Annotated in this window: 9 protein-coding genes; 6 read left to right on the plus strand and 3 right to left on the minus strand. The window is 62.4% G+C overall.

What is annotated here, in order from left to right; genetic code table 11:
* Nucleotides 1-109 precede the first annotated feature (109 nt).
* Both ON753_RS06985 and ON753_RS06990 read right to left on the minus strand, forming a co-directional pair.
* Nucleotides 110-871: a DUF2259 domain-containing protein gene (locus ON753_RS06985; protein WP_265961848.1), complete on the minus strand. Its 762-nt coding sequence runs from the start codon at nucleotides 869-871 to the stop codon at nucleotides 110-112.
* Nucleotides 872-947: 76 nt separating this feature from the next.
* The gene (locus ON753_RS06990) at nucleotides 948-1,859 is read right to left on the minus strand and encodes a sodium:proton symporter (RefSeq protein ID WP_265961849.1); all 912 of its coding nucleotides are present in this window, start codon (nucleotides 1,857-1,859) and stop codon (nucleotides 948-950) included.
* Nucleotides 1,860-2,034: 175 nt separating this feature from the next.
* Here ON753_RS06990 and ON753_RS06995 point away from each other — a divergent pair, with 175 nt between their 5' ends.
* Nucleotides 2,035-3,297, plus strand: coding sequence for an NAD(P)/FAD-dependent oxidoreductase (locus ON753_RS06995; protein ID WP_265961850.1), 1,263 nt, complete (start codon nucleotides 2,035-2,037; stop codon nucleotides 3,295-3,297).
* A 577-nt stretch (nucleotides 3,298-3,874) separates the two neighbouring features.
* Here the strand turns inward: ON753_RS06995 and ON753_RS07000 are convergent.
* The gene (locus ON753_RS07000; RefSeq protein WP_265961851.1) at nucleotides 3,875-4,354 is read right to left on the minus strand and encodes an Lrp/AsnC family transcriptional regulator; all 480 of its coding nucleotides are present in this window, start codon (nucleotides 4,352-4,354) and stop codon (nucleotides 3,875-3,877) included.
* Nucleotides 4,355-4,502: 148 nt separating this feature from the next.
* On the opposite strand from ON753_RS07000, the gene ON753_RS07005 reads away from it, so the two are divergent.
* From ON753_RS07005 to ON753_RS07025, 5 genes are all read left to right on the plus strand, one after another.
* Nucleotides 4,503-8,024, plus strand: coding sequence for an indolepyruvate ferredoxin oxidoreductase family protein (locus ON753_RS07005; RefSeq protein WP_265961852.1), 3,522 nt, complete (start codon nucleotides 4,503-4,505; stop codon nucleotides 8,022-8,024).
* 466 nt (nucleotides 8,025-8,490) lie between these two features.
* Nucleotides 8,491-9,579, plus strand: coding sequence for a DUF2336 domain-containing protein (locus ON753_RS07010; protein WP_265961853.1), 1,089 nt, complete (start codon nucleotides 8,491-8,493; stop codon nucleotides 9,577-9,579).
* 162 nt (nucleotides 9,580-9,741) lie between these two features.
* Nucleotides 9,742-10,791, plus strand: a complete 1,050-nt coding sequence (locus tag ON753_RS07015) for a glycosyltransferase family protein (RefSeq protein ID WP_265961854.1) — start codon at nucleotides 9,742-9,744, stop codon at nucleotides 10,789-10,791.
* A 28-nt stretch (nucleotides 10,792-10,819) separates the two neighbouring features.
* Complete coding sequence (locus ON753_RS07020; protein WP_265961855.1) at nucleotides 10,820-11,695, plus strand: glycosyltransferase family 17 protein; 876 nt, start codon at nucleotides 10,820-10,822, stop codon at nucleotides 11,693-11,695.
* Nucleotides 11,696-11,843: 148 nt separating this feature from the next.
* The gene (locus tag ON753_RS07025; RefSeq protein ID WP_265961856.1) at nucleotides 11,844-12,851 is read left to right on the plus strand and encodes an ArsR/SmtB family transcription factor; all 1,008 of its coding nucleotides are present in this window, start codon (nucleotides 11,844-11,846) and stop codon (nucleotides 12,849-12,851) included.

The following is a 12,851-nucleotide window of genomic DNA, read 5'->3' on the forward strand; positions in this document are numbered from 1 at the left end:
GTCAGCGCTGTCTCTAAGGATGGGCCGCTTGTTCAGAGTGTGTCGCCCATGCTTCGAGACGGGCTGAAGGCCCTCCTCAGCATGAGGTGGTGGTGGATGAACTGCCGGATCAAAGCTTCCCGGTGATCGCCAGGAAGCGCCGGTCCGGTCCTTCGAACCCGTGGCTGTCCATCTGGATCAGCACGGCATAGACGGGCGGTGCGTTTGCCGGGAAATGGGTGACGATGCGCTCGATCCGGTAGCCGAGCGGGCAGCGGCGGCTTTCCGGCAGGTTGGCGTCTTCGTTCAAAACCCGCGTATTGCCCTGGTACGTCATGGTCAGGCGGAACCCTTTGGTCTTCGCACCGTAACTGGCGCATTCGCCGGAGGGCAGGGGATATTCGCTCAAGCTCAGTTCGACAGCGTCAGCCTTGGCATTGAAGAAGTCGCGCGGGGCAACCACCATCCGGTGCGGATTTGAACTCAGCTCCGTGCGCGGATTGTGGCCCGCGGTCAGGCCTTTGCCGGCAATGTCAATGGATTGCAGAAGAGACTGAGCGGCTGACCGGTTTTCCGCGCGCGTCTTTGACAGGAGCGCTCCCGGATCATAGCCGTCACCGTCGTCGATCTGATCGCGGCGGCGGAACGGGGAGGGCTTTACCCAGCTGTCCTGCGCCACATTCAGGACGAAGATCTCCGAATAGGGAAAGCCGGACCCGTCCTGAATGCCGTATTGTTCGAAGGCGAAATAGGCTCCGTCCTCGGAAAAGCCGAGGACCTGGACGTCGGCTGTGTCGCCGGCCGTGGCCGGGGCGGAGAGACCAGCCAGGGCCAGTAGGACCGGCGGTATTGCCCTCGTAAGGGTTCTGATGAAGGCGCGGAGGACGGTCACAATGCACTTCCCTTGGTTCGCTGTCTCTGATGTTGAGAAGATTAGGGTCCGCAGCCTAGCGCAACAAGGCAGCCTGTCAGGTGTGCGGCGTCACAGTTTTTGCGTCTAGGCGGCAGAAAACGCGGACGAAAGGCTTGAGCAGTATCGGCAGCATGTAGATGGGGAACTGGCCGACCGCGAACCACAGCCAGGTGAGTTCCGGCAGGGTGCCGCCGAAGGCCGCCACCATGAGGCCCATATTGCGGGTCCCGCAGGTGTGGGCGATCGCGTAGGCATCCTCCCGCGTGGCCGGCGCGAAAATGATCAGCGTCAGCGTGATCTGGATGAGCGCCAGACAAAAGGTCAGGCCCGTCAGGGCAAGAGTGAAGAGCGGCCGGGTAGCAAAGCTTGCCGCGACACCGTCCATTGCCGCGACTGCGAAAACCAGAAGCAGGAGGACGTTCAGGCCGCTGATATGATGGGAACTGCGCGCGAGACGTTCCGGGCCGGCAAGCTTGCGGAAAACTGCCGACACCAGCAGGGCGCCGGCAAGCAGCAGCGCCAGTTTCAGCGCCAGTCCGCCAACGCTCAGCGGCAGGGTCGGGCCGAGCATCAGTTCGCCGATCAACGGCGCGGTGAGCGGCGTCACGATCAGCGCGGCAACAGACAGCGCCAGGCTGAGCGTGGCGTCGAGGCCGAGCAGGTAGATGAAGGCAGGGGCCGCCATGACGGGCGGCGCGGCGGTCGCAATGAACAGCGCCAGGATCACGTCGGGTCCAAGCGCATCAAGGCCCATGGCCTCGATCGCGAACCAGGTGAGGAGCGGCGCGCCGAGCATCATCCAGACAAGGGCGCCGATCAGCAGCCCCGGATGGCGCAACCGGTGCCTGATTGCATTCTGGTCGACCCGCAGGAAAGCCAGGGTCAGGAGAAGGAAGACGGCAACGCCCAGATAGGGTCGCATATGGGCCGAAAGGGCGGGAAGCGCCATGCCGATGAAGATACTCACAGCAAGTGCGGCGGCTCCGTGTCGTCCGGTCCATGCCAAACCTGCCCCGATCATTCGAATCATCTAAGCTTGTCTCCTGAAAAATATGCGGTGCGGCAGGCACTTCTGCTCGTCTTAAGGGATCCGGGGCCCGGACGCCAGATCATGATTATGATCGTGTCCGGCCGGAAATGGGATGAATAACAGGACAAAGCAGATTCAATCCTTCGATGTGATGGTGCTCGGCGCCGGCATCGTCGGAGTCTCCACGGCGATCCATCTGCTCCGCATGGGGCTCGATGTTGTCCTGCTCGACCGCGCGCATCCGGGTGCCGGCGCATCGTCCGGCAATGCCGGCATTGTCCAGCGCAACGGGTTCGTGCCGCACGCGATTCCCAACCGCCCGCAGGAGCTGCTTGGCATTCTGGCGAAACAGTCGAGTGCCGTTTCCTATGACCTCAGAACCGTTGTTCGCATGCTGCCGTGGCTGCGGCGCCACAAGGCGGCGGGCAGCAGCAGGGGTGTGGAGACCTATTCCAGGGTCATTGCGCCGCTGCGTGCCTTTGCCATTGGCGAACATCTGGAGCTTGCCAGATCGATCAATGCGGACAGGTTCTACCGTCAGGGCGGCTGGCTGCATCTTTACCGCAACGAGAGCGCCTACCGAAGCGGGGAGGTCGAGCGCTTCTATGCCCGGGTTTTCGGGGTTGCCTATCAGGAACTTTCGGCGGGCGAGCTTGCCAAGCTCGAACCGGGCCTGAAAGCGACCGGCCTGACGGCCGTGCATTGGCCCGAAAGCTGTTCCGTATCCAATCCCGGCGCCGTCCTCGACGCCCTCTGGCGGGCCTATATCCGGGAAGGCGGCGAATACATGCGCGGCGATGCCGGCAAGCTGCAGCGCCAGCGCGGCGGGTTCGCGCTGGAAGGCGAGCGCGGACCTGTCTTTGCCAAGAACGCGGTGATCGCGCTGGGCGCCTGGTCGTCGGAGGTTCTGAAAGGGTTCGGCGAACCCTATCCCCTGGCGGTCAAGCGTGGCTATCACATGCACTACCGGCCGCTGTCGAGCGCCTCGCTGTCGCGTCCGGTGGTGGATGTGGCCAACGGATTTGCCTTGACACCGACCGACAACGGCATCCGCCTGACGACCGGTGTGGAACTGGCAGCCCGCGATGCGCCGCCCAATCCGAATGTGATCAAACTCGCCAGGAGACGGGCGGAGGAGATTTTTCCGCTGGGACGGCCGCTGCAGGACGAGCCCTGGATGGGGTCAAGGCCCTGCCTGCCGGATTCCCTTCCCGTGGTCGGCGCCTCGCCGACGATCCCGCGGCTCTGGCTCAATTTCGGCCATGCCGATGACGGCTTCACCCTGGGGCCGATCACCGGCCGCCTGCTTGCCGAGATGATCGGGGGAAAAGCCCCTTTCTCGACATGTCGGGCCTGTCGCCCCTGCGCTTCGTGACCTAGCTGGTTTGCGTGGAACCGTTGGCGCCAACTCGGTTTGTCGGCTTGACCCAACTCAGGGCGTGGGCTCCTCGCGCGTTCGGTGGTCATCGATGGCATGACGTGGCATCTGATCGCTTTTTCCAGAGCGGGGGTAGAAAGGCAGGGCCGACCAAACCCCGAAGCGGTCATCCCCGACAAGCGTAGCGCGATCGGAGAGCCATTGGTTTCCAGAGCGGGTGAAGGGTGGCAGGGCCGGGCCATCTGTCACAGGTCAGCCTTCCTGCCGGCGGAAAGGTGGATTGGGGCCCCGATCAAGTCGGGGACGACTCCAGAGGGGAGGTGAGGCCCTGCCACCTGACCGGTGGTCATCGCTGGCATGACGTGACATCTGATCGTTTCCAGAGCGGGGGTAGAAAGGCACCGCCCGACCAACCCCCGAAGCGGTCATCCTGGACGGGGGACGTGGAGATCGGGCTGGACTGGGGCAAGCGGGGATTGGATCTGCAAGCGGCTCTCGGCCGGAGTGTCGGCGGAAGATGATGTTCTCCGGTAACCTGTTGCGACGTTTCCCGACCAGAGCCCTGCCGCCCCGCTCAGTTCTCGCGCAGCGGCAGGGCGACCGTGTCCTTGACCGTGTTGACCACGATGCGCGACTGCACGTCGGAGACCAGCGTGTTGTCCAGGAGCTTCAGGCGGAGAAAATTGTCGTAGGTTTTGATATCATCGGTGACGACCTTGATGAGGTAATCGACCGCGCCCGTGATGCGCTCGCAGGTGACGACCTCGGGCCAGTGATGCACCAGCCTGTCGAACGTCTCCATGTTATCCCGGCTGGGAACAACGAGCTTGACGAAGGAATAGGCGACAAAGCCGAGACCGACGGCTTCCCGGTCGATGATGGCGGTGATCTGCTTGATGATACCCTGTTCCTTAAGGCGTTTTATCCGCCGCCAGCAGGGCGTCTGGCTCATTCCCGCCTCCTTGGCGACGTCCGCTATGGAGAGGGAGGCATCCCGCTGCAGGACTCGGAGAACACGGATGTCGGACGGGTCGAGAAGATATTTATCGGGCATTGCTCATTTTGGGAATTTTTATGCGTGATTGGGGTCATTCACCGTGACGATAGCACAGAAATTGCCGAAGAAAAGGATGATATTAATCTGAAGCGCGGGTTGCCTGGAGACGCGGGGCGCCCCAAATGCCCGTTGAGGAGGACGTCGGATGAATGTGCATATGCCACCCGTGACCCTGGAGGACAAATACGTCGCCACGGACGGAAGGGTCTATCTGACCGGCATTCAAGCGCTCGTCCGCCTGTTGCTGGATCGGGCGAGGCTCGATGTGCAGGCCGGGCTGAAGACGGGCGGGTTCGTGTCCGGCTACCGCGGATCTCCGCTGGCAGGCTACGACACGGAACTGATGCGCGCGCAGCGTCACCTGAAGGGCTACGATATCGTCTTCAGGCCGGGCGTGAACGAGGAACTGGGCGCGACCGCCGTCTGGGGCAGCCAGAAGCTGCGCGGCGAGGGCGGCGTCGGCCGGCCGACCGCTTATGACGGCGTCTTCGGCGTCTGGTACGGCAAGGCTCCGGGCGTGGACCGGGCCGGCGATGCGCTGCGCCAGGCAAACGCCTCCGGCACCGACCGCAACGGCGGCGTGCTTGCCCTTGCCGGCGACGACCACCTTGCCAAATCCTCCATCCTTCCGGCGCAGAGCGAGTTCTATTTCGAGCATGCGGAAATTCCGGTGTTCAATCCGTCGGATATTCAGGACGTGCTCGACTACGGCCTGCACGGCCTGGAAATGTCCCGTTTCACCAGTCTTTGGACCGCGCTTATCTGCGTGGCCGACACCATGGACGCCTCGGCGACCGTGAACGTCTCCCCGGACCGGCTGCGCCTGGTGCGCCCGCTGGACGGCGATCCGCGCAAGGATTACCACCAGAACCGCGACCTTCTTCTCGGCAACCGCCTGGAAACGGAACGCCTCGTGCGCGACCTGCGCATCCCGGCCGCGCAGAACTATGTGCGCACCAACGGTCTGGACCGGGTGACCTTCGGCACGCGCCGCCAGGTGAAGCTCGGCATCGTCGCTTCGGGCAAGGCCTATCGCGATCTCCTGCAAGCGCTGGACCTGATGGGCATCACCGAAGACTTTGCCAGGTCGATCGGGCTTGCCGTCTACAAGGTGGCCATGACCTGGCCGCTGGAGCCGCTGGGCCTCAGGGATTTCGCCAGGGGAGCCGAGCGTCTTCTGGTCGTTGAGCACAAGCGTGCCTTCATGGAGAGCCAGATCAAGGAGATTTCATATCACTGGCCGGAAATGAGCCGCCCGGAAGTCTGGGGCAAACGGCGTCCGGACGGAACGCCGCTCCTGTCGGATGTGCTGGAAATTTCCATCCAGGAGCTCATCGAGGGCCTGATGGCCTGGCTGCCGGGCGAGGTGGTCAACGACGAAATGCGCGAAGTCGCGAGCCGCATGACCCGCCAGGCGATGTGGGCGCAGGGCCACGCCGAACGGGCCGCGCGCATTCCCTATTTCTGCTCGGGCTGCCCGCATTCGACCTCGACCGTCACGCCGGAAGGCTCCCGCTCGATGCCCGGCATCGGCTGCCATGCCATGACGGAAATGGCTGGGCGCACCACCGAGGGCCAGATCGCCATGGGCGGCGAGGGCATCCTCTGGGTCGGCCAGCAGCCGTTTTCCGGCGATACGCACGTCTTCGCCAATGTGGGTGACGGCACCTATTTCCATTCCGGCATCCTGGCGATCCGCCAGGCACTCGCCTCGAATGTGCCGATCACCTACAAGATCCTCTATAACGACGCCGTCGCCATGACCGGCGGCCAGAAGGTGGACGGTCAGCTTTCCGTGCCGCAGATCACCCGTCAGCTCGAGGCGGAAGGGGTGGAGCGGATTGTCGTCGTCTCCGAGAGCCCGGAAATCTACGGCTCCGGGAACCCGATCGCGGCCGGCACGATGGTTCACCACCGGGACGAGCTCATGGACGTGCAGAAGGACCTGCAGACCTTCAAGGGCGTTTCGGTGATCGTCTACGACCAGACCTGCGCCGCGGAAAAGCGCCGCCGGCGCAAGCGCGGCCAGTTTCCGGATCCGGACAAGCGGCTTTTCATCAACGACCGCGTCTGCGAGGGCTGCGGCGATTGTTCCGTCCAGTCCAACTGCCTGTCGGTCGAACCGCTGCCGACGCCGTTCGGCGAGAAGCGGGTGATCAACCAGTCGAGCTGCAACAAGGATTACTCCTGCATCAAGGGCTTCTGTCCGTCCTTCGTGGAAATCGAAGGTGCGGCGCTGAAGAAGCCGAAAAAGGCCGATGTCGATATCGATGCGCTGGCCGACGCCCTGCCGCAACCGGTCCTGGCCTCGCTGGAGCGCACGCAGAACGCGCTGGTTGCCGGTATCGGCGGCATGGGCGTGACGACCATCAGCGCCGTCCTGGCCATGGCCGCCCATGTGGACGGCAAGCAGGCCTCGACACTGGACATGACCGGTCTTGCCCAGAAGGGCGGACCCGTTACCTCACATATCCGCTTTGCCGCGAGCGGCCGGTCCATCGAGGGACCGCGGGTTCCGGCGGCAAGCCTCGACCTCTTGATCGCCAGCGACATGGTCGTGGCCACCAATGCGGACCAGCTTGCACTGGCTCATCGTGGCCACACCCTGACCGTGGCCAACACCAAGGTCGCGCCGACCGCGGAGTTCGTTCTGAAGCAGACGCTCTCCTTCGACGAAAAGCGCATGGACGCCTCCCTGCGTGAGGCTTCCGGCACCTATCTGCCCGTCAACGCGGCCGATATTGCCGAGAAGCTTCTGGGCGATGCCATCTATGCCAACATGCTGCTGGTCGGCATGGCCTATCAGAGCGGCGCCCTGCCGATCTCCGATTATGCGATCGAGACGGCGCTGGAACTGAACGGGGCGGCCGTTGCCAACAACATCAAGGCCTTCCGTGCCGGCCGGGTTCTGGCTGCCGAGCCGGAAGTGCTGCTGAACTCCATTCCGGCGGAAACCAGGCCGCAGGAATTCACACTGGACGAGAAGATCGCCTTCAATGCGAAGGAGCTGACGGCCTATCAGGATGACGCCTATGCGGCCCGCTACACGGATCTTGTGGGCAAGGTGAAGGCTGCGGATGCGGCGCACGGGCCCGGCACCTACCGGTTGACCCAGACCGTTGCGGACCTGCTTTTCAAGCTGATGGCCTACAAGGACGAGTATGAGGTCGCACGGCTATATTCCGATCCGGCCTTCGCTGAGAAAATCGCGCAGCGGTTCGAGGACCCGAAGAAACTCAAGGTCCACCTGGCTCCGCCGCTGATTTCCCGGCGTATGGACCCGAAGACCGGCCGGCCCGTGAAAATGGCATTCGGCCCGTGGATCTTCAGCGTCTTCAATCTGCTGGCGAAGTTCAAGGGCATGCGCGGCAAGTGGTACGACCCGTTTGGCCGCACCGCCGAGCGCAAGGCCGAGCGGGCGCTGATCGCCCAATATGAGCGGGACATCGCTGAAATCCTGAACCGGCTGCCGGACAGCCAGTACGGGCTGCTGGTGGAACTTGCCCGGGTGCCTGACCTGATCCGCGGCTTCGGTCCGGTGAAGGAAGCCAATATCGAGAAGGCTGCCGCGAAACGCCGGCAGCTGCTTGGCCAGTTGCACAAGCACAATGACGGCGGCAGCGGCGACGGAGACACGTCAAAGAACTTTCTGGCTGCTGCTGAATGACTGCGTGGTGAGAAACCGGCAGGAGGAATGTTCGGACCGGCGCTTTTCAGCGCCGGTTTTGATTCCAGGCACGTCGTGGCTGCGTTGAACGGGTTTTCCGGTTCCACGCGCCGCTGACACAGGGCCGGGGCGGCCGAATCTCACGAGCTGGGACCGCCGTTAACGAAAAGGGGAACGGCGGCCTCCCTCACGACAGTGAAAAAGGCAGGCGGCAAAACTTTTGCTTGTGGGCTCACAAGTTTTTCGCGGCTCATTCTTACGCGGTTAACCGCTTATGAACGTGGCGAAAGCCGATTGTTTTCAATCTTCTGAACCGCCGCAAAGCGACGTAGATAAAATTGTCCTCAAGTTTTAGAAAAAGACGATTACATTCTGGAAAATCGCGTTTTGCTCTTCTTTAATTCTCCAATCCATCTTCGCTATCAACGCCGTATTTTCGGCATTAATTGAGAACTGGTATCGAAGAATGACTGAAGCGTTGAAAACAGAACTGGTGAACTTCTCGGAGCTGACCGGTGAAGCTGGCAGCGCCCGGCGGGCCGAGCTGGCCCGACACGTCGCAACGTTGTTCGCTCTGACGTCCGACCGTTGTTCGGATGAACAGGTCGACATCTATGACTCGGTTCTCCTGCGCCTTGTCGACATGGTCGAGGCTGAAGTCCGGCGCTATGTGGCGGACCAGATGGCGAGCCTGCGCCGCGGCCCGGAAGAAACGATCCGCCGCCTTGCGGACGACGACATCGAAGTCGCGGAACCGATCCTTTTGAGATCGACCGTTCTGCGCGATGCGGACCTGATCAGGATCGCGGAAAAGCGCGGCAACGCGCACCGGGTCGCGATCGCACAGCGCGAGGTGCTGTCCGAAGAAGTGACGGATATCCTCGTCCGCCAGGGCGACCTCAAGGTGAAGCGGAAGGTTGCCAGCAATGACGGCGCCAGCCTGTCCGACGCCTCGATCATGACCCTGATCAGCGATGCGGCCTCCGATGCCACGCTGCAATTGTCCTTGAGCGAGCGGGGCGATCTGGCCGAAGCGCATATCGCCAGCCTCGTGTCTGTGGCCAGTGAAGAGGTTCGCAGGAAGCTGTGTGCGGCCGGCCGCAACCAGGAAGCCGAGCGTCTCGAGGAAGCTGCCGATGTGGCTGCTCAGCGCATGTCGAACCAGTACTGGCTCGGCCGCTACGACTTCGAAACCGCCCGCAGCCGCGTGCTGCTGCTGGCAAAGCGCGGCATGGTCAACGAGGCGGCGCTGCGGCGTTTCGCATCCGAAGACCGGTTCGCCGAAGCCGTTGCGACCTTCGCCTGGCTGGTGCGCTGCGGCGTCGAGGAAGTGAGCCACTGGATGGTGCGCCCGGACCCGGAACCCTTCGTGATCCTGGCCAAGGCCTCGGGCTTCTCGTCGATCACCGTCGGATCGCTGCTGTCGATCGGCCCCTGGCGCCACCGTCTGACGCCGGAAGTGCGCAGCGATGCCATGGCTCTGTACGAGCGCATGTCGGTCGCGGAAGCCAAGCGCAAGATGGCTCACTGGAACGGCAACGTTATGAACGGCTGATCTGGGCGTCACAAGCCGTGGTTTTCAAGAAGGTCCGGTCCTGCACCGGACCTTTGCCTTTCCGGCAGGCGGATGCGGGCGGACGCGCCGCACTGCAAGTGCATGGACCTCCTGCCTGAAATCCTATATCGGTCCCGGCATAATCAAAAATGCAGGATCGGAATGCGGATCGGTTTTCAGGCGGGGGCACTCAACGAACGCGGCATGAGCGTCGCGCTTTACGACTATGCGCTCGGCACCCAGAACATACTCGGCCGCGAGGCGATCGTTTTCTACGATGGCGCCAACAGCTCGCCGGCCGTCGTCGACAAATTCAAGCGGTCCTTGAGGCTTGTTCCCGTGCCTGCGGGTGTGGACGGGCGGGCGGTCAGCGACCCCTATCAGCTCGACTTCTGTTACTACATCCGCGACGGTCGCCGCCGTCCGCTGACCTTGAGCGCCGCGCGTTCGGGCGTTCATGCGGTGTTCCGCCATTTCGAACCTCATGGCGATGTTTATGCCTATGTCTCGGACTGGCTGGCAGACTGGATGACCGGCGGCCGGGCACCGGCCGTGCCGCATATTGTCGACCTGCCGGACGTGGCCGGCTCCATCCGGCCCGAGCTTGGCATTCCGCGGGATGCCTTCGTGGTCGGCCGGTATGGCGGCTTCGATCAGTTCAACATTCCCTTTGCGCAAAAAGCGGTCGCCCAGTCGCTGGAGCGCCGGTCCGATCTTTATTTCCTGTTCGTGAACACGGAAAAATTCATCTCCCACGAAAGGGCCCTGTTCCTGCCGCCGGTGGTCGCGTCCGAGGAGAAGACCCGCTTCATCGCGAGTTGCGATGCGGGCCTGAATGCCAAGAAGATCGGCGAGAGCTTCGGCCTGGCGATTGCCGAGTTTCTGATGTTCGGCAAACCGGTGTTCAGCTGGGCGGGGGGCATGGATCAGAACCATGTTGCGCTCAGCCCGAGAGGCGAGTGGGTCTACCGTACCCGCCGGGATCTCGTTCGCCTGCTGACCGGGTATTCCCCGTCCGCGAGCGATTGCGAACTGGCGCGTTCCAGCGTTGCATGCTACCGGCCCGCACATGTCATGAAACGCTTCGACGAGGTGTTCCTCTCCGGCGCGTGTTCCACGGACGGCCTGGAGCTTTCGCGGCCGTTCAAGGCGGGGCGGTTCTTTCAGGAGAAGATGATGCGGGGGAAGTTCCGGCTCTGGAAGAGCCTCTAGCCGCCAGCGTTTTTGAAATCGGATTGCCATGAAACTCTACGACTGTTTTGTCTTCCACAACGAATTCGACCTGCTTGAGCTCCGGTTGCGGGAGATGGGTGATCATGTCGATCATTTCGTTCTGGTCGAAGCCAACCAGACGCAGCGCGGTGGCGCGAAGCCCTATTATTTCGACGAGAACCGGGAGCGGTTTGCGCCCTGGGCGGACAAGATCATCGACCTGCAGATTGCCTTTCCCGATGAACTGCCGCCTGCGCTCGGGGTCTACAAGAACCGCAGGAAAAAGGACTGGGAGCGGGAGAACTATCAGAGGAACTGCATCGCCCAGGCTCTGGAGGGTTGTGACGGCGACGATGTGATCCTGCTATCGGATGTGGATGAGATCGTCCGCTCGTCGGCGCTGGAGCGTGTTCTGCGGGAGCGGCTTTACAGAAACAGGCTGCTGGTCTTCGAACAGAGCCTTCACAAGCATCATCTCAACCGTATCGTTCCGGGCAAGACCTGGCTGCTCGGCTCGCGCATGATCGAGAAGAGATATCTGACGACGCCGCAGCAACTGCGCCGCACCAAGGCGCGGATGACGAAGAAATCCTATCTGCCGGGATTTCTCACCCAGCCCCTGCTGCGGATCCGGAACGGCAAGCTTTCCGGAATCAGCCGGCCGGTGAAGATCATTTCCGATGCCGGATGGCATTTTTCCTCCATGGGCGGCCTGGAGGCCTTCAGGACCAAGCTGGAATCAGTCGTTCACGGACAGACGGTCGACACCAGCGACATCAGCCAGCTCTACGAGCGGGAACTTCAGGGGACAGAGCTCGTTTCCCACACGGACCTGCCGGCCGCGGTTCAGATGGGCCTGTTCGACCACATGCTGGAACCGCGGACCGGTCACCTGAAGTCATAGAGCCCCTCTGCCGTGCGATCGTCAAATCATCGCATTGCGTGGCCGGGGGCGCATACGGACCGGTTCGTGTCGCAAACGAACTCCGCACTTGCCATCAGTCTTGAAGTCATATAAAGATATCTTTATATCGACATTGATGGCTAAGCGCATGACCGATGAACAGACCCTTTCCCTAGACGATACCCTTGCCGCCCTCAGGGCCGTGGGCGAGGCGACCCGTTTACGGCTGATTGCCTTGCTGGCGGAAAGCGAGCTGACGGTCAAAGATGCCACCGCCATCCTCGGTCAGAGCCAGCCGCGGATTTCCCGCCACCTGAAGCTTCTGGCCGAAGCAGATCTGATCCAGCGTTTCCCGGAAGGGGCGTGGGTCTATTACCGCCTGGCGGACGGCCCGGAAGGGAAGCTCGCCAGAAGTCTTGTTGACCGCATTTCCAGTGAAGATCCGGTTCTTGCGGCCGATCAGGAACGTTTCCAGGCGATCCGCAAGGCCAAGGCGGAGGAGGCTGCGGCTTACTTCGCGGCCCGCGCACTCACCTGGGACCGGGAGCGTTCGCTCCATGTCGCCGAGGCTGATGTCGAGGCGGCCATCCGCAAGGCGATCGGTGACAGGCCGTTCCAGTCGTTCCTGGACCTGGGAACGGGAACGGGCCGGCTGCTGGAAGTGTTTGCGGATCAGTATACGACGGCGCTCGGCATCGATGCATCGCACGATATGCTTGCCGTTGCCCGGGCAAACCTTGCCAAGGCGGGCCTTACCAACGCCCAGGTCCGTCACGGTGATGTTTATGCGCTCAACGTTCCGCCGCGCTCCTTCGATGTTGTGACGATCCATCAGGTTCTTCACTTCCTGGAGGAGCCTGCACGGGCCTTGAGTGAAGCGGCGCGGGCGCTGCGGCCCGGCGGGCATTTGCTCGTCGTCGATTTTGCCCCGCACGAGCTGGAATTCCTGCGTGAAAAGCACGCACACCGCCGGCTCGGATTTGCCCATGACCAGATGCAACGCTGGCTTGAGGCTCTTGAACTTGATCTGGAACAGGTCACGGACCTCGTTCCGGATGAAACCGATAACAACTTAACCGTTACGCTTTGGCTTGCCCGTGACCGTCGGATTGTCACGGACCTGCCAGCACAAAATACGTCCCGAGAGGTCGCTTAA

Origin of the sequence: Roseibium salinum (assembly GCF_026240905.1) — a bacterium.
GTDB classification, from domain to species: Bacteria; Pseudomonadota; Alphaproteobacteria; order Rhizobiales; family Stappiaceae; genus Roseibium; species Roseibium salinum.